Consider the following 21,204-nt stretch of genomic DNA (forward strand, 5'->3'; position numbering starts at 1 on the left):
TAAATTGTTGGTTTGGTTACTTACAATTTTACAAGAAATGACGATTTTTTTGTGCAATTTTTTAGAAAAAAAATAATGAGGACTGTCCTCAAAAGTCATTTTTCAATGACTTTTTGGACAGCCCCTTCTTTATTTTATCCAGTCAAAATCCGTTTAACAGATTCTACGTTTATATTTGCTTCTTCCAAGCGCTCGCGAATTTGCCTAATCAACTCCGGTGCCCCCTTCGTATCGCCGTGAATACAGACTGTATTTACTTCCACCGTTGCTTCTTCACCATCAGGTGTGATGACCTTTTTTTCCTTGACCATTTTGACGACACGGTCGGCCATGGCTTCATAACTTTGAATTGTCGGTCCGGTACGGGTTAAGATAATTGAACCGTCCTTTGTATGCTCACGGTCGGCATAAACTTCTTTAGCGATCGGCAGTCCCATCTTCTCACCGACATGAGCTACCGCCGAGTTGTTTAGGGCAAACACAATGATCGTGTCCGAAAATGAAGCGATTCCTTCTAAAATAGCCCGCGCTAGTGTTTCATCGTTCATCGCCATCATATAAAGAGCACCGTGCGGCTTGCAGTGCTGCAACTCTAGACCAACATATTGTGCAAAACCTTTAAGAGCACCCATTTGATAAACAACATAATCCTTTACCTCATCAGCTGTACAATTGATGTGACGTCTGCCAAAACCGATTAAATCTGGAAATCCTGGATGCGCCCCAAGTGCTACGTCATATTCCTTTGCGAGCTGAACCGTTTGTCTCATTACATGCGGATCTCCCCCATGGAAACCACAGGCAATATTTGCTGAGGTGATATATTTCATCATTTCCTCATCATTGCCGATTTGGTACAAGCCAAAGCTTTCCCCCATATCGCAATTAAGATCGACCTTCATGGTTCACCATCCATTCTTTTATATCATTATTTTAATGAAGCAATTTCCTGCCCGGCATCGACGATAGCTTCATTGTCGACGGTGAATTTTTCGACGATTCCCGCCTCTTCCGCTTTCAATTCATAAAAGGTTTTCATAATTTCGATCAGTCCGACAACATCACCGGGGTTGACTTGATCTCCTTCCCGAACAAATTCCGGCTGGTCCGGTGCAGGACGGCGATAAAATACACCCGGCAGCGGCGCAATGATTGATTTCGACATCAATTTCCCCTCCTAAAACACGCTATTTTGCTAACCTGAAAAATATCTGCAGCTTTTCATGAAATATCTGCAATTTCTCATATATTTCTGTAGTTTTCCTCAAAATATCTGCATTTCTATTTTCTCGACTCTAAGAACTTAGGCTTTCAGCAATCCTGTTAAAAATTTCATTTTGTTCCCTACGAATTTTCAGAGCCTGATCCAGGTTAACAGCGGCAAATTTCACTTTTTCATTTGTTTTAATTTGGGCCATTCGATTCAGATCGGTACTAATCACCGTTGCAACAGTCGCATAGCCGCCACCCGTAACGGCATCATGTAACAATACAATGGGCTCTACCCCGTCTGGCACTTGGATGGAACCGATGGGATAGCCTAAGTCTGTTACGTTTGATGGATTGCTGCCGGCTCCAAATGGCTGCTCCCGTTCGACGAACTTGAGTCGTTGCCCGTTATGGCGATAGCCGATTCTATTCGCCTCAGGGGTGACGGTCCATTCTGTTTCCAAAAAGGCTTGCCTGCTTTCTTCTGTCAAACGGTAACTGCATAACCCGACAATAACGCGAATTTCATGGTTTTTACCATAAGAAGGAATATAGGACTTATCAATCGTTGTTCCTGCTGCCACCTTGCATTGATGTAAATCACCGGTTTTTAATACATCGCCTGCTGCTAACGCTCTGCCCTCATAACCGCCAATTCCAATTAAGGTATAAGTCGAGCGGGAATTCATCACGAGCGGAACATCGATTCCGCCTTCTACAGCTAAATACGTTCTTGCTCCCGAACGGACGAAATCAAACGACAGCACATCGCCTGCGCGAACCTCAAGTGTTTCCCACATTGGAACGGATTGTCCGTTAAGTTTTGGCGGAATATTGCCGCCAGTAAGGCTGATTCGTGTATCTTGTTCAAATAACAGCTCTGAACCAATATAGGTCATTTCCAGAACAGCAGCGTTCGGGTGGTTGCCGACAAGCAGATTGGCAACGCGAAAGGCAAACTGATCCATTGCACCTGAGGGAGGCATGCCAATCTCATATAATCCGCGTCTTCCTTGATCCTGCACCGTTGTTTGCAGCCCGGGTTTCAGTACTTTAATCATGGTATAACCTCCTTAATACCATTTCTGAGAACTTTTCCGGATCTTCCAGAACCTGCTGCGGGGTAAAGGTGATTTCTTTTTTTTGGTAGGTAAACGTTCCGGCATCTACCTGTGAACGGATGGTATCATATTCCTCCCTCGTTATGCTGCGGTAGCGGAAAATATCTCCCTGCTTCGGAAAAACAATCGAGTCTTGAAAATCCGGTAAGGTTTGTTCCTTTTGATAGATTGGCGCCGGGGCAATTCCGTACATCTGATACCCGCCGGCTCCTTGAACTGGATAAATAACGGCAAAGGCTCCGCCAAATCCAAAGGTGCGTTCAGGAGTAAATGTCCTCGGACGTACGTATTTCGGTACTTCAATCTGTTTTTCCTGTCTGACAATTTGGAAGCACCACGGTAGCCCCGGAACAAAGCCGATCATCGACACGAGGAATGGCGAGGCATCGATGGCTTGAATAAATTCTTCTTTGCTGTTGTAGCCATTTATTCTGGCACTATACTCCAGATCTGTCGAATTTGGGTCCTGATGGCGGTCGCGAAAGCGCATCACGGCTTCATGGGTCCAGGGGTCTTCAAACAACACCGGCACATCAACAATACGCGAGGAAATTTCAATCTCCAAATCTTTCATGCTGTCTTCTATTTGCTGCAGTTCGCGAATCAGATCATCCGGGTGTAAAATATCCGGGTCCACGCGAACCATGTACGAGGCATTGGCCGGACAAATATCGATAATTCCTTCCAGATTCCGTTCCTTTAACTTTCTTGTAATTGCGATTCCTTTAAAATTCGCCTCCAAGCTCATAGCTTCCGACAGCTGAACAAATACAAATTCATCCCCGCCATATTCGTAGCGGGTGGTTAACGATGAGTTCGTCAATTTTTTCACCTCTTTTGAAAAATAGAGTTTGTTAAAGCATTTTCATATGCTTCTGGGGTATCCACATCATATATAACCCCCTCATCATTGGTTTCCAGCAATATATGATGTTTTAATTGTTGGATCAGCGGTTTTGCCCCTTGATCCCCCTGAAGATTTTGCCAGTTTAGCTTGTTAAAAAAGCCGAGAAAAACCGGATGCCCCTTTTGGTTTTGGTGCATCGGCTGGACGGCAAATGGTTCACCGCCTTCCGCCAATATCCGAACTCCATGTTCAAATACCCGTTTGATCGTTTCAACTCGGATCAGCGGTAAATCAACAAGCATCAACATTACCGCATCGTCTTTTTTTGCGGCTTGTTTCAAACCGCACTTCAACGATGAACTAAGACCTTGATGATAGTCCCGGCATTCCAGTACCTTAACGCGCGGATCAGCAATGGCTATCTTTTTCAAAATCATTTTGCTTTCATGTCCAAGGATAACGATAATTTCTGAGCAGGGTAGCCTTAACAATTGATTTACCTGGTGTTCCAATAATGTTGTCCCATTCCAATGAAGCAATGGTTTTGGAAAGCCCATTCGCGTTGATGTTCCAGCTGCTAAAACGATCGCACCAACACTCGTCATCATAAATTTTCAACGGCCATTTGTGATTTTTTATGAATATAGGGACGATTTTTTAAAAAACCGCCTGCATGGTCGGAGCGAAAGGCCGTAATCTCTGCCATAATACTTACACTGATTTCCTCAGGTGTATCTGCACCAATATCAAGACCAATTGGGGTAAACATTTTTTTTAGCTGTTCAGTTGAAAAAATAATGCCGTCATCTTTTAAACGTATTAACAACCGATTGCTTCTTGACCTTGGTCCCAATACTCCGACATATACAGCGTCTGATTTCAGAGAAAAGGCTAATGACTCCATATCTCTTTCTAAGTGATGGTTCATGATGACGATATAAGTCTGAGAATCTACTGTTACTTGCTGCGGCCCTGCCACTAACGATTTTGCGGTTGGAAAACGCTCCTTTGTGTTGTAGGCCGGCCTGGGATCGACGATTGTCGTCTCATAGCCAAGCATGGTACCCACCTTGGCCAATGGGACAGCATCGTGGCCGGCACCAAAAATACACAATTTTGGCGCAGGCAGGTGGACATCGAAAAAGATTGTTTCATCTTTTCCATCTTTTGTTTGTAGATGGATGCTTTCAGAATGGTCAATTTGCTGCCTTAATTTCTGCTTGGCAATTGTAACGACATTTTCCTGCAAATATTCATCCTGCCAGCTTCCATACATTCCCGTTTCGGTAACAAGCAAAACTTGGGCATCAGCATCATCACTCTTAAGAATTTTACAGACCACTATTGCCTCATCGTTCGCATAACTGTCGGCAAGCCGCCGCCACAAACTAGTCGTGTCAATGGGCTCCAGCAGGATTTCGACTGTTCCCGGACAGCCTAAACCAAGGCCCCAGACAAGGTCCTCATCCAGCTCATATTTTTTTACGATTGATTTTCCCGTTCGGTAGACGTACTCAGCGCTCGAAGCCACATCAGACTCTAAGCAGCCCCCGGAAATCATCCCATAGTAATCTCCGCTTGCTTCAATGACCATTTTGGCGCCTTCCCGTTTATAAGCCGATCCTTGAACAGAAACCACTGTCGCCAAAACGCCAGTTTCATTGTTGTTAATCATGCCGGATAATAATTTCGTCACTTTCCGGTTCGATAACATCACTTAACCTACTTTCTTACATTTTTAAAAAAGAAAGCCAAACCACGATGCCGGCAAATGTCGCTTTTTCTGGGTGGTTTGGCTCTTGTACGGTCTTTAATATTAAATCTACTTATTGATTCGCTAATAAAACTCTAAGATTCGCTAATAAACTATAATAGAACCTTTCGCAAAGCCCGTTCTGTATAAACTTCACATAAATGTCGGCGATAGTCGCTTGAGGCGAAGAGGTCTTCACCCATATCAACCTCATCGGCCGCCAATTGAGCAGCCTTGGAAATATTTTCAAGGGTTGCAGTTTTTCCAAGCAGATATTTCTCAACGTTTTCCGCACGAAATGCGCAATCACCGGCTCCAGTAATACCGACCCGAATATGGTTAATCACCCCGTCCGCAGTTTTCCTCGCAACAGCGGCAACACCCACCACGGCATAGCCCGAGGCTGGGTGAAAATACTTTAAATAGGTACTCTTTCCTTCAGTCGGCGGGATCGCAAACGAAACAGCTGTCACAATACTTGTTTCGGGCAACGCAGTCATGAAGGGCCCGAATAAAAAGTCTTGGATCGGCACTCTTTCTTCCCCGTCTTCCCCGGTGATGTGTACGACGGCATCCAAAGCCAAGGCAAGTGCCGGCAGATCAGCCGCTGGATCGGCATGGGCAATATTGCCGCCGATGGTGCCCTTATTGCGAACCTGCAAGTCAGCAATTTTCTGAATCGCTTCTGCTAACACCGGTAAATGAGCAGCAACCAAGGGATCGCCGAGGGCTTCAGCATAGGTCGTAAGGGCCCCAATCACTAGACGCCCTCCCTCTTTGCTGACACCCTTTAATTCCTGAATCTGACTGATATCGATTAATGTCCCCGGCGTGGTGATGCGAAACTTCATTAATGGTACCAAACTATGTCCGCCGGCAATAAGCTTCCCTTCACCGTTAAAATTTTTTAACAACTGAATTGCTTCCGGGACTGACGCCGCACGAACATAATCGAAGCTTGTCGGAATCATTGGCCATCACTCCTTTCATGAATCGCTTTCCACACCTTTTCAGGAGTCAGCGGCATTGGCAAATCTTTTACACCGTATGGCGCCAATGCGTCAATTACAGCATTGACAATCACCGACGGTGCCGCTGTTGTGCCCGTTTCCCCAATACCTTTTGCCCCTAATGGATTAACAGGGCTTGGTGATTCAATAAAGCTGGACTCAATCATCGGGAAAAACCTCGCCTTCGGCATCGCATAATCCATGAACGTGCCTGATAACAGCTGGCCTTTATCGGAATAAACCGACTGCTCCCATAACGCCTGCCCGATTCCTTGTGCTAAGCCGCCATGAACCTGACCTTCGGCAATCATCGGGTTAATAATCCGGCCGACATCGTCGACACAAACATAACGCTTTAATTCCACCATTCCAGTGTCCGGATCTACCTCCACGACACATATATGGGCCCCAAATGGATAAACAAAATCAGGCGGGTCAAAGAAGGACTGTCCCTCCAGTGCTGGTTCCATCCCATCCGGCAGGTTCCAGGCATTATTGGCTGACCAGGCAATTTCTTTAAAGGTTCGCTGCTGATCTGGCTGCTCTTTTATTGAAAAAATACCTTTTGCAAATTCAACATCTTCCAAAGGTACTCCCAGTTCGTGTGCAGCAATTATTTTGGCTTTTTCTACGATGCGATCCGCCGCAATCGATAATGCCCCGCCAGCTACTGGTGTTGTCCTTGAGCCGTACGTTCCCCAGCCCATTGAAATAATCAACGTGTCGCCACTGACAAACTCGATGTCTTCAAGTGGAATGCCAAATTTATCAGCCACGACCTGTGCAAATGTTGTTCCTTCTCCTTGACCATGGGGGGATGCACCAGTAAAGATTGTGACCTTGCCGCTTGGATGGACGCGAATGGAACTGTTTTCCCATAAGCCGCCGCCAAAGCCAATCGCTCCGGCCACCTTCGAAGGACCGAGACCGCACAATTCCACATAAGTTGAAATGCCAATGCCCAGCAGGCGCCCATTTTTCCGGGCCTCCTCCTGCTCTTTTTTTAAGCCGACATAATCAATTGCTTCCAGCGCTTTTGCTAGTGTTCCATGATAATCACCGCTATCGTAATTACAGCCCATAGCATTCGTATAAGGAACTTTAGCCACAAGATTTTTCTTGCGGACCTCGACCGGATCCATGCCAATTTTATCCGCAAAGATATTGATCATTCTTTCAATCTGGAAGGAGGCTTCCGGTTTTCCGGCACCGCGATAGGCATCTGTCGGAGTGGTATTTGTATAAACCCCGATAGTTTCGGCTTGGGCGTATGGGATGTCATAGGCTCCGGTTACCATTAATCCAAAGTCAATCGTCGGAACACCGGCACCCATTGTCGATAAATAGGCCCCCAGATTTGCGATATTCTTAGCCCTGATAGCCAGTATTTTACCGTCTTTTGTTCCGGCCAGTTCCGTTGTAATCACTTGATCGCGGGCATGACTTGTTGCGAGAAAGTGTTCCTGACGGCCTTCCACCCATTTTACCGGCTGCTTTAACTGCATGGCGGCCAGACCAACGAGCGCCTCTTCCGTATAGACGGCAATCTTTGCTCCAAAACCGCCGCCCATGTCTGGAGCAATGATGCGTAATTTCGTTTCTGGAATTCCCAGGGCATCAGCATATGTGATCCGGTGAATATGCGGATTTTGTGTTGTACACCAGATCGTTAAATCACCACTGCCCGGATTATAGCTGGCCACGGCCCCTCTCGTTTCCATTGGATTGGCGATAACCCTTTGTTCAACGAGTCGCTGCTTCACAACTACTTCTGCATTTATAAAGACCTCTTCAGGAACGTCCCCTGCCTTCCAGGTAAAGGCAATGTTCTTCGGGACATCATCGTAAATAACCGGTGCAGCTTCCGCAAGCGCTGCTTCCTGATCGACCACAACAGGAAGTTCCTCATATTCCACATCAATAAGTTCCAGCGCATCATAGGCGATATAACGGCTCTCGGCAACCACCATGGCAACGGCTTCACCAGCATAGTTCACTTTATCGACAGCAAGCGGGATACGGTCCTTCGGGATTAAATTACAGCCGGGCACCAGCCAAATCGAGCGAATTGGTTTTATTTTGTCCTGAACATCTTTTCCAGTGTAAACGGCCATTACTCCCGGCAGCTTTAATGCTTCCGCGGTATGAATTCGCTTAATTTTCGCATGAGCATAGCGGCTTCGCTTCATTGTTGCAAACAACATGCCAGGTAATTTAATATCGTCGGTAAATTGCCCATGGCCCGTGATAAGCTTCGGATCTTCCTTTCTTTTTATCGGCTTGCCTATTACTTGGGTCATGATACGTCCCCCCTGGTTGTCACATTTTCCAGCGAAACGGGCTGACTTTGCTGCTCTCTGATAAGTTCTGCTGCGTGTTGAACCGCCTTCACAATGAATTGATAGCCGGTACAACGGCAAATCACACCGTCTAAAGCTTCGCGGATCTCTGCTTCCGATGGATTTATATTTTCCTGTAATAAACCATTGACCGCCATCATCACTCCTGGAGTGCAAAAACCGCATTGCAGTCCGTGCTTTTCCCAGAATCCCTGCTGAATTGGGTGTAATTCTTCCCGTGAGCCCAATCCCTCAACAGTGGTAATCTCAGCACCATCAGCCTGAATCGCCAATATCGTACACGATTTCACAGCCATGCCATCCAACATCACCGTGCAGGCACCACACTGGCTTGTGTCACAGCCGATATGTGTTCCGGTTAAGTCAAACTCATCACGTAAAAGATGGACAAGCAAAAGACGCGGCTCTACCTCCGCGGATTTCATTTTGCCATTCACCTTTACTTGAACTGGATATTTTTTTGCCACCGAACCAGCCCCCTTATACTTGATTGATTTCCTTTTTCATTTCTTTCTCAACCGCCTTAAAAAATTGACCCAAAATGATTTTGGCTACTCCTCCCATTACTCGCTGACCGACCGAAGCCAATATCCCCGTCACTTCGACATCAGCAACACAAGTAACCTGTGAAACGTCCCTAACTTCTTCAATAAACATATCAGCTGTTGCCTCAACCTCCCCTGGCTTCCCCTTTCCTTTAATGATTAGGCGGTAGAAAGACGGTGGTTTTTGGTCAGNTCAGCCAAATATGTTCCCGGAGAGATTTCTTCAAAGGACTGACAGCCTGGGAGAGCACTTCTAAGGACTTGTTGATCCTGTATGTACCTCCAAACGACATCTCGTGGTAAATCAAAGGTATAGATGTATTCGATTTTCAACATTTCCCCTCCTTTTGCTGGACTGATTAGAAAGCAAAAAAACCTGAAATGGATTTGTACACTTATCCTATCTTTACTAAAACTTGCAACCTATTATTACTATCTTGTAAACAAAAATATTCAATTTTTTTTACCCGCCTAATGTACTATAATGAAGGACAAAGAAAACAATATTTTGAAAAAGAGTCGTTTTTTAAAGAAAACTCGTCGATTGGCGAGCCTTTAAGGCGGTTCATGAGGCGTAGTTACACTTATGCCTACCATGAAAAAGGGGAACAAGAATGGCAAAGAAGAGGAAGAATGTAAAAAGTCTTTGGGAAGATTCATCAGAATTGATCCAATTACATAAACAACTAGCCTATTTACGTGAAAACAAACGAAAGATCAATGTTGATCGAGATCTCTATTATAATGAAGACCAAAACAAAATCGATGTTAAGCGATATTACGCAACAATTTTTGACTCTGAATGTACAGGGATTGAGTTATTTTATAAATATAGTAGTTTACTGACAAAAACACATAAAAATCAGATTCCCTATTTTATTAGCAAGGATTTATATTTATATACTTGGGTTGATTTATACCCGGATGGAACGGTAAAAAGTATTTATTCAGGTAACGAAAAAGACCCTGAATCGTTGATCATCCAGGATCATTCCATCATTACCGAAAAATACGTTGAGTTTCAACAATTTTTACAAAAAGTGGAGCGTAAGGAATTTGACTCGTTAAAACAATTAAAGTCTTTTGAGCGAAGATTGAAGCTGAATACGGAGCATATTGTTCCTCAATCTTGGTTTAGCGCTTTGGAACCGATGAAGGGTGATTTGCACCACTTATTTGTTTGTGAGCCTGAATGCAATATCGCCCGTTCCAATTTTCCATATGAGGATTTCGCTTTTTATCACCCTGAATCCCCTGATGAGCCTATTCATAATCACTGCGGGGTGGCTACGGAAGACCGATTTGAGCCGGAATATGGCAAGGGTGCGGCAGCCAGGGCAATGCTGTATTTTATCTTGCGCTATCCGAGAGCTATCAAAAAAGCTTACCGGGTACAAATTAATCTCCCCTTGCTTTTAAAATGGCATCAGGAATTTCCTGTCAGTTTATATGAAAAGCATCGGAATCAGGCGATTTTTCAAGCTCAAGGAAATCGAAATCCGTTCATTGATTTCCCTCGTTCAGCAGAAAAAATAAAATTCCCGTATTTCTAGAAAAATAGCGCACCAGGATATGTTCCCAGTGCGCTTCATTTATTTATACTGTTCCAAATTGTACCCCCAGCTTCTTCAAGTATTGGCGATAGGCAATACTTACACGGTCACATACAAGCGAGAGTTCGATTTGCAGGTCGAGCGGCAGTTCTTCGGGCTTCTGGTTCTCAACCACCGGCTTATCCTGGGCAAAAATGGCATTTTGGTAGGCAATAATTTCTTCATCTGAATTTTCAGTTTGATAGCTATAAGACAAGATCCCATAGGCAATTGATTTATTTTCATCTACGGGACGAATCGATAATAGAATTGAAAAATATTGATCGGTTTCCTTATCTTTTTTCGTAAATCGGACGGTAAATGGACGAAGAATTTCATATGTATAATAGACAGTTTTAGCTTGACCAGTACCATCAGGGTCCGGTTGATAAATCGGGATTTCATCCGAATAAATACGATCGTCTTCCCAATGAACATCATAATCAGCAATTTCCCGATGACTGCTTACCCCTAACGCACCCATATGGACAACCGCCAAATGGCCGACATCAAGGAAATTTTCAATAATTCTAGGCGGTTTGGCTTCCACCTCTTGTGGTCCCCAAATAATATTGCGGTATCCTTCTGCTTCAAATTCTGGATAAGGAAATAATTCAGGTTCGTTTCCTGCTAGATTCACCCAAATATAGCCATATTTTTCGACACATCCGTATTTAATCGCCTTTGCTTTTTTCGGGATCGCTCTTCCCTTAGGCAGTTGTGGAATGGAAACACAATCACCATTGGCATCAAATTCCCAAGCATGATATGGGCAGACAAGACAATCATGTTTTACCTCACCTAAAGAGAGCGCAGCACCGCGATGGATACAAAGATCTTTAAAGGCACGTACCCCTTCACTTGTCCTAAAGATCACAACTCTTTCTCCCATTAACATAATTTGAACCGGCTTTTCCCCAACTTCAGTTGATGGACACGCTACAAGCCATTCCTCCCTTAACACCTTGTCATCTACCATGATATTATCCCCCCAATATAATTCTCTCTTTCATTCTATTCATCCGCTTTAAAGAGGTCAACAGATTTTACGAATATAATTTATTTTTTATAAAAAATCATTCGGTTTTTTATGTACATTCCGATTCATTTAAATTATAATCCTAGTATAAATATTTGAAACACGAACAAAGGGGTAGGGTAAATGAATAAGGATAATAACATTCTTATCGGTGTGGATGACAAAATTAGTATCGGGAAGGCCTTTCTTTTAGGGGCACAGCATGTTTTGGCGATGGACTTATACATAGCACCGATCATTATTGCTGGATTGCTGTCTTTGAGTACTGTGAATACATCCTTTTTTATTCAAATGTGCTTTTTGGCAACGGGAATCGCCACATTAATCCAAACGGGCATGGGGATAAGACTGCCGGTCGTTCAGGGACCTTCTTATGTACCGATTGGGGCGATTGCGGCCATTGGCGGTAAGCTAGGCTTGGGAGCGATTGCGGGAAGTCTTATACCGGGAGCCATTATCATTTCGCTTATTGGTTACCCATTAAAATGGTTTGCCAAAGCTGTTAGAAAATTTATCCCGCCGCTTGTTGGCGGAACCGTCATCATTATTGTTGGGATCTCACTGATGCCAATCGGGATGAACAATATTTATAATGCCGAAGGAAAAATCGGTACCAATATTTTAATTGCAGCTATTTCCGCAGGAGTACTGGTACTATGTATGTTATTAGGACGCAAAATGCATGGGGTAGGCACGTTCTTCCGCTTAGTGTCCGTATTACTGGCGATTGCAGTCGGTACGATTACAGCCAGCTTCTTAGGTGCTGTTGACTTTTCACCGGTAAAAGATGCTGCCTGGTTCTCCCTGCCATCGTTTTTCCCATTCGGAAAACCAGTGTTTGACCTAAGTGCCATTTTAACGATTACGTTTGTTTACTTTATTATCTTAATCGAAACAACCGGGACGTGGTTTGTTGTTTCCTCGGTAACCGGTAAAGAATTGGATGAAACACGGTTAAATCGTGCCTCATTCGGGGAAGGGCTTGGCTGTTTAATCGGTTCATTGTTCGGCAGCACGCCAATGACCGGTTATTCTTCCAACGCCGGGCTACTGGCCATTACCGGGGTTGCCAGCAGAATGGCGATCATGGCCGGGGGCGTGATCTTAATTGCCCTTGGACTTGTACCTAAGTTGTCCACTGCGATTACCTGTATTCCTGAACCAGTCATCAATGGAATCTTTGGGATTGTGTGTGTAGCGATAGTCACAAACGGCATGAAGGTGATTCAGCCCATCCTTATTAATGACCGTAATATGATGATCATTGGGATTCCGATTCTATTAACCATTGCCGTAACCATTTTACCGAAGGAAGTATTGGTGAGTGCTCCAGATTGGGCAAACTACCTCCTCTCTTCCAGCATGACAATCGGTGCACTGGCAACACTGATTTTGAATTTGATTATTCCAGTTGATAAAAAAGAGAAGGAATTTACCAATCAAGCAGCTACTGTTGGAAAATGATTTGCCATACGAAGAAGGAACCATCGGACTAAGCGATGGTTTCTTTTGACATATTCCCTAATCCAGTTTGTGAAATTTACTCATTAAATAATTTCTTCTTCCTTCAATGTATTGGGTAATCACCTTTAATTCTTTATCAAATTGTTCAATTGCCGAGCTTTTATATGGATCTTGCCGTACAAATGGACGTATTTGCTGCAGCAGTTTTTCCGCCCTTGGCATAATAAAATCATGGGTAAACTGGTAATTCATGATGTCCTCAAGCAGCTGGCGATATTGCTGCCGAAACCGATCAACACTCAAAAGCCGTGCGGTTAACGTATTGAATCCTTTAATCGGAACATAATCCGCCTCCATCAACTTACCGTTTACATCCCGTCCCCAAGTGGCATCATAATCCCAGGGAATCACCTCAAACAAGCCGGTTTCTCCGTTTCGGTAAAGGGAATAATTATGGACAAAGCCGTCGTAATTTGAAGTAAAAATAATACCCGCGACCCATCGTAAATATCGGTCAACATTGACATATTTCGGAATTTCATTTTCAAACTCGCGCGGAGGAATCGTGTTGATTTTATAAATAAATTCCTGCAAATGATATTCAGCATTCCGGGAATCCTTCCACTTCGTTTCATATCCTAATTTCAACGATTTCTTGGTGTTTTTCTCTAAATCACTCATTAGGGAAAAATTTGCATCGCCGTCTACCGCATAATAAATACTTCCCGGCGGCAAATTCCTCCTCCTTAAAAAATATTCATCCACCGATTCAATTTCTAAATAAACCCCTTCCGCCTGTCCGTTTAACGTGAGGAAAACATGCCGCGACCGCGGTGCCAACACGCCAATTTCCGAAAAAAAATCAAATGACAGCTTATTACGAATCATAGAGGGGTCTTTATACTCAGCATTTAGATGAACTTGGTGAGAACCCATAAATATTTTCGGTTTATAAAAGGTTACTTGATAAGACTTTTTTGGAAAGTCACGAATATGGGAGCCGCGATAGCTTACATCAATTTCGAGCCTTTTCCCATCAATTCTAGCCTGTGCCGGGATCGGTTCATCGATCCAAATATCCCGTTTTAGTTCTTTTAAATCGATGGGTTTAATAAATAGCTTGTATTGCGGTAATTTAGCTGTCTCGTCCATTATCATCCCTCCCTGTTATATGGGTATGTAAAAAATGAAGGGATGTCACGATTATTGGCAATTTTTCATTTTCTTAGGCTTCCTGCCCATACAAACAGGTGATTATAAACGTAAAGTGATAAAAGAAGAGTGAGAATATATAGTCAAGCAATTGGACACTTTTCGTACTCCCTTTTCAAAATTAAAAGGAGGTGCAAGAAATGGACGAAGAAAAAGAGTTTTCCCCTGAAGAAATTCAAACGGCAGCCAATGAGGTTAGAAGGGGTGGGTTTGGTGATTTCATGTTTATGGACCCAAATCGCAACCAAATGACCACACAAAGACGGACTTCCAGCCGTCCACAACAGACATCACGCAAAAGAACGTCAAGAATGCAGACGTCGCGGAATAGAACTTCTAGGAAAAAAACATCACGCCGCACTTCACGTCATTTAGATTTATGCTGTACCGAATGGAGAAATACAGGACGCGGCAGACATCAAACAATGAGTTGTTGGAAGGACAGCAATATGTGGGTATATAGAGTCCGCAGAAGATAGATCGTAAGCGGAGGGGGAACCTCCGCTATTTTTATCTTTTTATTTCCAGTACCCACTGCACCTCAGCACAAACTTTTAAACGGGCACTGAAGGCAGAAAATGGAGTAAATTAATCAAGTGTATAATCAACATCTATTAAGTCCCAAGGTGTAATAATGCCAAGCGGTTTTTCCTCTTCGCTGCCGTTTTCCGTTATAATGACGCACTCTAATTTTTGCTTGTTCTTATGGGATTTTTCAAAAATATTTTCTACTTCAAAAATATTCATTTCTTTAGAGATAAAAACAAGCGGACGGTCTTTTTCAAACGTCATGATATCGGAAACATGAATATCGGCTAAATTCACGGTGTTGTTTTTCATATTTTGTGCCATCCATTTTACGATCGAACTGGAGGTTAGTAAGCCGATACATTTCTTATTTTTATAGACTGGAAATTTGGAATAGCCATATGTCTTTATCGCCCCTGTTACCTTTAATACCTTGTCATGAACATCAAAGGAAATCACATTTTTGGTGGCAATGGTTAAAGCCAAATTAGGACGGCTTAAAATATTGGCGATTTTTTCAAAATGATTGACGACTTTGGCGTTCGGTTCGGCAATGTAAAAACCTACCTCCATTTTTTCATGGACAATCGCATTTCTTAATCTTGCATATTGTTCCAAGTCTTTCTTAAATGTTTCAATCACCTGGTATTTTTTGGCCCCCACTTTTACGAGAACGATAAATCTGTCATCATTAATTTTTACAATATCACGTAGTGCATCATGTACTTGATTGTAAGCTACCTCAAACCGCTCTGAAAGCAGCTGTGCTTGATCTTTGACCGTTTTCATTTCTCTCTCCCGCTTATGTATATTCTATCTAAATTATATTATCATTCTTTTATGAAATAAATGAAAACTTATTTTCCCTTACAATATACTAGATTTCCGTTATGGATTAGCGATGATCGAGACCATTTGATCCTCAATCATTTTTCCATTTTCTTCATCGAGTAAATGATTTAATATGATGGAAAAAATCAATTTTTGACCGCTTTTCGCCGTCAAATATCCTGACAATGAGCTGACAGTGGAAAGGGTTCCTGTTTTCGCCTGTACTTTTCCTTGGATGCCTTGTGTCTGCATCCGATTTCTCAATGAACCCCCGGTTAACTTCTCTGCTGAACCGGCAACAGGCAATGAGTATAAATAAACAGGAAACCATTCTTCCTTTTGAACTGCAAATAACAGCTGAGAAATTTGGTTGGCCGAAATGCCCGTTACATGGGAGATTCCCGATCCGTCCCGCAAAACCATTGTGTCCGGGTTTACTCCCCATTTTGTCAACTCCGATTTCAGGACGGATAATCCTTTCTCCCAGGAACCTTCCCCCGCAACCACTTTTCCCATTTCCTTTATAAGTATTTCTGCATGCGTATTATTACTCAGTTTCATAAACGGTACTAGCAGTTTCGATAAGGGCATGGATTGGTGGGTATAAAGCAGCTTCGCGGATTCAGGCACTGCCCCTGTCTTGATTGTTCCCAAAACTTTGATGCCATGCTCTCCTAACGATTGTTTAAACAGACTTAATGTGTATTTTTGCGGTTCCCAAACTCCCACCGTCTCTGTTATTTTTTTGGAGTTTACCGGTATGGTTCCATTGATTATAATGGTGTTTTTGCCATGTTCACGGATCATCTCTATTTTCTTTTTTCCTTGCTGATCAACCGTTAAGGCACGGTTAATGATCTTGACATAGGCAGTTTTGGGAGTAAGTTCCACTGCCGGCCTGTCCCCTTCATGTTCTGCAGGTCTTATCACAACCTTTATCGATCCGGCATCATAGTCCGTTGTCGGTGCGGCGGTTAAAGCCGAAACCTGTGCACCATAATAGGTTGTTTCATCACTCCAGGGAAGATCAAGTGAATAGCGAATATCATCGTACCACGAATCATCGCCAATTATGTCTCCTGTTATTTTTTTTATTCCTCGCTTCTTCATCTCCACAGCCATTTTGTCGAAGTCAGCTTTTAATAACGTGGGGTCGCCTTTCCCCTTCAGATAAAGATTTCCGGCCAATCCTTTCTTTCTCATCCGACCATCGGAGTAGACCTCTGTGGAAAAAGTGTAATCTTCTCCTAGCACATTCAACGCGGCCGCTGCTGTTAACAGCTTCATGTTCGAGGCAGGCGTGAGCCGGGTGTTCCCTTGGTGCTGGTAAAGGATCCTGCCATCAGAAGCTGATCGGATACTGATGCCGGCGATTGCTCCTTGCAGTTCTGCTTCAGTCTGAACCAGCTGATTAAGCTGTTGAATCCATGTCTCCCCCGTTCCTTTTGCCATTACCATAGAGGGGGCGGTGGTTGTAACAATTCCTCCGATGAAAATCAATACAATGATCATCATTAAGTACTTACTTTTTGTTAGCAAGTGTGATTTCACTTCCTTATCCAATAATACACCCAATCTAAATAACGCAGTTCAGATTAGAAAAGGACCTGCTTAACAGGCCCTGGTAAAACTCATTCTTCCTCATACCAATACTTTTTGAACCGGGCGTGATAGCAGGCGTCGCAGGTCGGAAATGGATGATCCCACGGAAGTTTTTTACCACAATTTTTACACCGTTTAATAAACTTTTTGATATCTGTTTTTAACCGATCCTGAACTTTATCGCTGATCCCCTCACGCACACGCTCCCAATAAATGGCCTCTGTGCGCTCCCCTAATCGATACAAAAATAACAAATGAAGACCGACTGCTTTATAACTTAATTCCAGTTCCTCAAGGCTGCCTTCCTTAATGATCGGCTCTGGGAGATCAGCATTACGAATAATCGCATACATTGTCTCTTCCCATTGCCGTGTTAAGGCCCCATCATTTTTGGAAAATGGCAAATGTAAAAAGCCGTATAAATCCATTAACGGCAGTCTGGCTTCAATTTCTGTCCCGGCAATCCTTTGATATAATGATCGTTCCTCAGCCAGAGAAGCCTTCTTCGTTCCTTTGGGACTTTCAAACTTCTCCCACAACGCAAAAAAAGTACCAAGATCATGATAATAGCGTTGGAATCGTTCAAACACGGAATTGGTAGGGGCAATCGCAAATGTTTGAACCGGACGATCTTCCTGCATCAGCAGGTCACGCATCTTTTTAATATCACTGGTAAAGGCAACCCTGCCGACATCATAGATCCCTTTTCGACCAGCACGGCCGGCAATTTGCTTCACCTCTTGAGAAGTTAGCAGCCTTCTTCTGGTACCGTCAAATTTTTCATTTTCTAAAAATACAATCCGGCGGATTGGCAGGTTTAATCCCATGCCTATCGCATCTGTAGCGACTATTACCTTTGTTTTTCCTTCATTAAACTGGAAGATTTGCTTTTTCCTTGTCTCCGGCGGCATGCTGCCGTATATCACACTAACTGTATGTCCGTCATTTTGCAGTCTCGAAGCCATCTCGAGAACGCGCCTTCTGGAAAAACAAATCAGAGCATCCCCTTTTTTAATCCGTTTAATATCGAATTTCTTCGACTCTACTTCAAGCGGGGTATCACGAGTATATTCATGGATTTTAACCTCGCCATCCCCCAATAGTTGAAGCAGCATCTCCTTGGAATTTCGGCTCCCGATTATATGTACTTCCTCGGCATTGGCTTTGGTAATCGCCTTATACCAGGAAAAGCCGCGGTCTTTATCGGTGATCATCTGTGCCTCATCGATGACGACCACTTGATAAGATTCCTTTTCGTGGAACATTTCGACCGTACAGGAAATATGACTGGCATTGGGAATAATTTTTTCCTCTTCCCCGGTTTTCAAGGAACACGGTATCCCATCGGCATTCAATTTATCAAACACTTCGAGGGCTAATAGTCTTAAAGGTGCCAGATACAAACCACTGTCGGCCTGTTTCATTTTTTCTAGGGCTTGATGGGTTTTACCCGTATTGGTTTCACCAATATGGAGGACATAGCGGACATTTCGCTTTGTGGACGGAGCATATTCTTCACCAAAGATTTCCTGCATGATGCGGCGCTCTTCTTCTTGTTTACGCTGAATTTCCGCTTGTTCTTGAAGATAACGCCTTTTTCGCTCTTCGAGATCTTTTTCTAAGATCTCCTGATGAATCTTTTCATCAAAAGGAATTTCCACAAGCTTCAGCAAATCCGATACGTATTCAGCCTGAATATCTTCGAGAAACATACCAACCATATCATAAAGTAAATCCTCGATGCTTTCTTTCACAAATGAGACCGATAAAGGTACATCGAACAGTTGAAAAAATCGATCCTTGAATTTGCCAGGGAGGTCAATTAGTACCTTTTCAGGAATCAATTCTGACAGGAAATCAGATATCAGGCTTTCATAAAGATAAAAGTATGTTTCATATTCAAAGTAACTTCTGCCCCAACCAAGCGTTTTTTGGATATCTCCGGTCAGTTCATCAAAAAATTCAGCAATGGTTTTATAAGCAGATGGATTAAATAACCCCTCTTCTTTTAGTTCTTCTTCCAAGGCAAAGGGGTCCACGGCTTTGAATCTGACATTATTCACAAAGTCAGCTGCCAACTGTTTGGCCACAAAATAACGGACATGCAAATAAAGAAGCTGATATTTCTCCTCGATCATGATGTTTGCCGCACGATCAATTTCTGCTTCAAACTCTAACTTCGCTTCCTTCAATTGTTTCTCTTGCTGTCTTTTTATGTACTGCTGTTTGGCCAATTCGAAACGTTCTGCCCATTTTTCTTCCTGTCCCTCGAAGCTTCCCATTACCCAGGCAAGCGTATCAAAGGGCTGATAGTGCCGCATCTCATCACGGAACAGTTTATTAATTAACTTGCGGTCGACCCCCTGCACCTCAAACCCTTTTTCAGCTAAAAATTGCTTCTTTTCATTTTTCGGTACGTCATTGGTTGATTTATTCAACCAAACATTGATCCAAATTTGTTCAAGATAATGGCTGCGATCACTGAGATATTGTGCAAATGAAGGCAGTACCGCTTTCGTTTCCAAATAATGATCAATATCCTGATACACTTTCATCTTTGTCTGTTCAATAGCTTGAGGGTAAATACTATTCAGTTTACTCATTTTATTCCCTCCTTTCTATTGCAACTTCATTATAACATTAAATTCAGGATGGAACAAATGTTCTTGTTAAATATTATGGAGCTCACAATATTGATCAACTATATCCTCTATTTTATCCATCTCGGGAAACTTGCCAGAAAATTGAAACTTAATTTCTTCGATAAATTCCTCTTTATTGTACACATGGATAGCTCCATTTTGTTGAATAACACTAAATTCCGGTACAAAGCGATAACCGCCACGTTCAATAGCTCCCATTTTCCATTCTCCTTTTGCATTTTTCTTAGTATAAGCAGAATTTTAAGGGCTAAACCTAGTTTGTTAACGATAATGACTCCATTTCATTTCACCAGTGAATATAGGTATGGGAGTGTAAAACAAAAACCCTTCCCCAGACGTTTGGAGAAGGGCATGAATGCTATGTTATGACGTTGTTGTTTAACCAAACCACTTAATAACCGTGGCAGCCCACGTATAACCTGTGCCTGCACTGACTGCAACAGCTATACCGCCCTCGCTCAATTTTCCTTTTTCTTGGGCAAAATGCAGACCAATACAAGGATCAAGGGCTGACATATGTCCATGATGATCCAAATAAATTGCTTGTTCTTCTGTTAAATCTAAGCCTTCCAATAACTGCTTGAAGATAGAGCGTTTAGTGTGCAACGGCAGCAGCATGTCAATATCCCTTTCTCCTAAACCACTTTTTTCCAGGGACAGCCGGATAACTTTGTGAAAATTAGGAATAGAAACCGGATCAAGTCGTTCCTTCATTCTTATTGGATTGGGAACATCAATATAATGGAGCCGGTTTTTGACAGTTTCTTGGCTGGGGAAATGCATCGAGCCACCGGCGGGAATCCGGACATCATCATGAAAAGACCCGTCTGTAATAATAGCGCTTTCTAAAATTTCACTCCTAGTTGCGTTCCGCTTCACTAATGCTGCTGTTCCCCCATCGGCAAAATTAAACATAAATCTAGCTCGCCCGTTTTGATAATCAAGGATCTGAGACTCTTTACAACCTCCTACAAGCAAAATGTTATTAATGGAAGAGTCAGATTGCAGCATATCTTTAGCAACCTTTAAGGCAATCGGAAAACAGGAACTGACATTCATAATTTCAAAGGCATAAGCATTTTTCGTTCCCAACTCATAGCAAATTTTGGGGGCACATGACCAAACATAATAGTCCTTATGGGGACTGCCGAAATAAATCACCACATCGATCATTAATGGATCAATTTTCGTTAATATTTGTTTTCCTGCGGCAATTGCCAGATCGGAAGCATGCATCGAATAACTCGCAACATGTTTTTGATATAAACCGAATTTATCAATTAATACACGTTCTGGTATACCTGATTTTTCCGCTAAAGATGCGGCAGTTTCAATGTCTTTCGGAAAAAAGACACTTGTCTCCTCAATTCCAATTTTTGTCGTCAAACCAGTTCTCCCTCCTTATGTACAAGCTTTGTGGCTGCTTAG

The 21,204-nt window shown here is 43.0% G+C and carries 21 protein-coding genes; 3 read left to right on the top strand and 18 right to left on the bottom strand.

The window, feature by feature from the left end; translation table 11 throughout:
- Positions 1-134: 134 nt before the first annotated feature.
- The 11 genes from JK635_RS06030 to JK635_RS24665 form a co-directional block, all read right to left on the bottom strand.
- Positions 135-902: a LamB/YcsF family protein gene (locus tag JK635_RS06030; RefSeq protein ID WP_202653081.1), complete on the bottom strand. Its 768-nt coding sequence runs from the start codon at positions 900-902 to the stop codon at positions 135-137.
- Positions 903-928: 26 nt separating this feature from the next.
- Complete coding sequence (locus JK635_RS06035; RefSeq protein WP_202653082.1) at positions 929-1,165, bottom strand: acetyl-CoA carboxylase; 237 nt, start codon at positions 1,163-1,165, stop codon at positions 929-931.
- A gap of 130 nt (positions 1,166-1,295) precedes the next feature.
- Positions 1,296-2,270, bottom strand: coding sequence for a 5-oxoprolinase subunit C family protein (locus JK635_RS06040; RefSeq protein WP_202653083.1), 975 nt, complete (start codon positions 2,268-2,270; stop codon positions 1,296-1,298).
- Positions 2,263-3,153, bottom strand: coding sequence for a 5-oxoprolinase subunit B family protein (locus tag JK635_RS06045; protein WP_202653084.1), 891 nt, complete (start codon positions 3,151-3,153; stop codon positions 2,263-2,265). The genes JK635_RS06040 and JK635_RS06045 overlap by 8 nt, the downstream gene beginning before the upstream one ends.
- A 5-nt stretch (positions 3,154-3,158) precedes the next feature.
- Positions 3,159-3,785, bottom strand: a complete 627-nt coding sequence (locus tag JK635_RS06050) for a nucleotidyltransferase family protein (RefSeq protein WP_202653085.1) — start codon at positions 3,783-3,785, stop codon at positions 3,159-3,161.
- On the bottom strand, positions 3,782-4,891 hold the full coding sequence (locus JK635_RS06055) for an XdhC family protein (protein WP_202653086.1): 1,110 nt from the start codon (positions 4,889-4,891) through the stop codon (positions 3,782-3,784). Before JK635_RS06055 ends, JK635_RS06050 begins: the two co-directional genes overlap by 4 nt.
- Positions 4,892-5,043: 152 nt before the next feature.
- Positions 5,044-5,901: an FAD binding domain-containing protein gene (locus JK635_RS06060; RefSeq protein WP_202653087.1), complete on the bottom strand. Its 858-nt coding sequence runs from the start codon at positions 5,899-5,901 to the stop codon at positions 5,044-5,046.
- A complete protein-coding gene (locus JK635_RS06065) occupies positions 5,898-8,240 on the bottom strand; it encodes a xanthine dehydrogenase family protein molybdopterin-binding subunit (RefSeq protein WP_202653088.1) in 2,343 nt (780 codons plus the stop codon). Before JK635_RS06065 ends, JK635_RS06060 begins: the two co-directional genes overlap by 4 nt.
- The gene (locus JK635_RS06070) at positions 8,237-8,767 is read right to left on the bottom strand and encodes a (2Fe-2S)-binding protein (protein ID WP_202653089.1); all 531 of its coding nucleotides are present in this window, start codon (positions 8,765-8,767) and stop codon (positions 8,237-8,239) included. The genes JK635_RS06065 and JK635_RS06070 overlap by 4 nt, the downstream gene beginning before the upstream one ends.
- Positions 8,768-8,780: 13 nt before the next feature.
- Entirely contained in the window at positions 8,781-9,005 is a 225-nt protein-coding gene (locus JK635_RS24660; protein ID WP_368857075.1) for an SRPBCC family protein, read from the bottom strand.
- A complete protein-coding gene (locus tag JK635_RS24665; protein ID WP_306792914.1) occupies positions 9,005-9,181 on the bottom strand; it encodes an SRPBCC domain-containing protein in 177 nt (58 codons plus the stop codon). The genes JK635_RS24660 and JK635_RS24665 overlap by 1 nt, the downstream gene beginning before the upstream one ends.
- 278 nt (positions 9,182-9,459) lie before the next feature.
- Here JK635_RS24665 and JK635_RS06080 point away from each other — a divergent pair, with 278 nt between their 5' ends.
- Positions 9,460-10,398 carry an endonuclease I family protein gene (locus JK635_RS06080; RefSeq protein WP_202653090.1) on the top strand — a complete coding sequence of 313 codons (939 nt, stop codon included), beginning with the start codon at positions 9,460-9,462 and terminating at the stop codon, positions 10,396-10,398.
- Positions 10,399-10,441: 43 nt separating this feature from the next.
- On the opposite strand, the gene JK635_RS06085 is transcribed toward JK635_RS06080, so the two are convergent.
- Positions 10,442-11,419 (bottom strand): Rieske 2Fe-2S domain-containing protein, encoded by a 978-nt coding sequence (locus JK635_RS06085; RefSeq protein WP_202653104.1) that lies wholly within the window; start codon positions 11,417-11,419, stop codon positions 10,442-10,444.
- Positions 11,420-11,599: 180 nt separating this feature from the next.
- Between JK635_RS06085 and JK635_RS06090 the strand changes: the two genes are divergently transcribed.
- On the top strand, positions 11,600-12,940 hold the full coding sequence (locus JK635_RS06090) for a uracil-xanthine permease family protein (RefSeq protein WP_202653091.1): 1,341 nt from the start codon (positions 11,600-11,602) through the stop codon (positions 12,938-12,940).
- 57 nt (positions 12,941-12,997) lie between these two features.
- Here the strand turns inward: JK635_RS06090 and JK635_RS06095 are convergent, their stop codons facing one another.
- Complete coding sequence (locus JK635_RS06095) at positions 12,998-14,092, bottom strand: CotH kinase family protein (protein ID WP_202653092.1); 1,095 nt, start codon at positions 14,090-14,092, stop codon at positions 12,998-13,000.
- A 200-nt stretch (positions 14,093-14,292) separates the two neighbouring features.
- Between JK635_RS06095 and JK635_RS06100 the strand changes: the two genes are divergently transcribed.
- The gene (locus tag JK635_RS06100; protein WP_202653093.1) at positions 14,293-14,631 is read left to right on the top strand and encodes a CotG/ExsB N-terminal domain-containing protein; all 339 of its coding nucleotides are present in this window, start codon (positions 14,293-14,295) and stop codon (positions 14,629-14,631) included.
- Positions 14,632-14,740: 109 nt separating this feature from the next.
- On the opposite strand, the gene JK635_RS06105 is transcribed toward JK635_RS06100, so the two are convergent.
- The 5 genes from JK635_RS06105 to JK635_RS06125 all read right to left on the bottom strand — a co-directional run bounded on the left by JK635_RS06105 (position 14,741) and on the right by JK635_RS06125 (position 21,162).
- Entirely contained in the window at positions 14,741-15,469 is a 729-nt protein-coding gene (locus JK635_RS06105) for a CBS domain-containing protein (RefSeq protein WP_202653094.1), read from the bottom strand.
- Positions 15,470-15,568: 99 nt separating this feature from the next.
- Positions 15,569-17,026, bottom strand: a complete 1,458-nt coding sequence (gene dacB, locus JK635_RS06110; RefSeq protein ID WP_202653105.1) for a D-alanyl-D-alanine carboxypeptidase/D-alanyl-D-alanine endopeptidase — start codon at positions 17,024-17,026, stop codon at positions 15,569-15,571.
- Positions 17,027-17,142: 116 nt separating this feature from the next.
- The gene (locus JK635_RS06115) at positions 17,143-19,716 is read right to left on the bottom strand and encodes a DEAD/DEAH box helicase (RefSeq protein ID WP_202653095.1); all 2,574 of its coding nucleotides are present in this window, start codon (positions 19,714-19,716) and stop codon (positions 17,143-17,145) included.
- A gap of 66 nt (positions 19,717-19,782) precedes the next feature.
- Positions 19,783-19,974 (bottom strand): YbxH family protein, encoded by a 192-nt coding sequence (locus JK635_RS06120; RefSeq protein WP_202653096.1) that lies wholly within the window; start codon positions 19,972-19,974, stop codon positions 19,783-19,785.
- Between the two features lie 180 nt (positions 19,975-20,154).
- Positions 20,155-21,162: a 3-oxoacyl-ACP synthase gene (locus JK635_RS06125; RefSeq protein WP_202653097.1), complete on the bottom strand. Its 1,008-nt coding sequence runs from the start codon at positions 21,160-21,162 to the stop codon at positions 20,155-20,157.
- Positions 21,163-21,204 lie beyond the last annotated feature (42 nt).

Origin of the sequence: Neobacillus paridis (assembly GCF_016765675.1) — a bacterium.
In the GTDB taxonomy this organism is placed as follows: Bacteria; Bacillota; Bacilli; order Bacillales; family Cytobacillaceae; genus Neobacillus; species Neobacillus paridis.

What these genes read in the sequence shown, in the direction of transcription:
- dacB (WP_202653105.1), bottom strand. Translation starts at nt 17,026, where the DNA reads ATGATGATCATTGTATTGATTTTCATCGGAGGAATTGTTACAACCACC.
- JK635_RS06105 (WP_202653094.1), bottom strand. Translation starts at nt 15,469, where the DNA reads ATGAAAACGGTCAAAGATCAAGCACAGCTGCTTTCAGAGCGGTTTGAG.
- JK635_RS06065 (WP_202653088.1), bottom strand. Translation starts at nt 8,240, where the DNA reads ATGACCCAAGTAATAGGCAAGCCGATAAAAAGAAAGGAAGATCCGAAG.
- JK635_RS06090 (WP_202653091.1), top strand. Translation starts at nt 11,600, where the DNA reads ATGAATAAGGATAATAACATTCTTATCGGTGTGGATGACAAAATTAGT.
- JK635_RS06040 (WP_202653083.1), bottom strand. Translation starts at nt 2,270, where the DNA reads ATGATTAAAGTACTGAAACCCGGGCTGCAAACAACGGTGCAGGATCAA.
- JK635_RS06100 (WP_202653093.1), top strand. Translation starts at nt 14,293, where the DNA reads ATGGACGAAGAAAAAGAGTTTTCCCCTGAAGAAATTCAAACGGCAGCC.
- JK635_RS06050 (WP_202653085.1), bottom strand. Translation starts at nt 3,785, where the DNA reads ATGATGACGAGTGTTGGTGCGATCGTTTTAGCAGCTGGAACATCAACG.
- JK635_RS06115 (WP_202653095.1), bottom strand. Translation starts at nt 19,716, where the DNA reads ATGAGTAAACTGAATAGTATTTACCCTCAAGCTATTGAACAGACAAAG.
- JK635_RS06030 (WP_202653081.1), bottom strand. Translation starts at nt 902, where the DNA reads ATGAAGGTCGATCTTAATTGCGATATGGGGGAAAGCTTTGGCTTGTAC.
- JK635_RS06055 (WP_202653086.1), bottom strand. Translation starts at nt 4,891, where the DNA reads ATGTTATCGAACCGGAAAGTGACGAAATTATTATCCGGCATGATTAAC.
- JK635_RS06035 (WP_202653082.1), bottom strand. Translation starts at nt 1,165, where the DNA reads ATGTCGAAATCAATCATTGCGCCGCTGCCGGGTGTATTTTATCGCCGT.
- JK635_RS06120 (WP_202653096.1), bottom strand. Translation starts at nt 19,974, where the DNA reads ATGGGAGCTATTGAACGTGGCGGTTATCGCTTTGTACCGGAATTTAGT.
- JK635_RS06080 (WP_202653090.1), top strand. Translation starts at nt 9,460, where the DNA reads ATGGCAAAGAAGAGGAAGAATGTAAAAAGTCTTTGGGAAGATTCATCA.
- JK635_RS06060 (WP_202653087.1), bottom strand. Translation starts at nt 5,901, where the DNA reads ATGATTCCGACAAGCTTCGATTATGTTCGTGCGGCGTCAGTCCCGGAA.
- JK635_RS06095 (WP_202653092.1), bottom strand. Translation starts at nt 14,092, where the DNA reads ATGGACGAGACAGCTAAATTACCGCAATACAAGCTATTTATTAAACCC.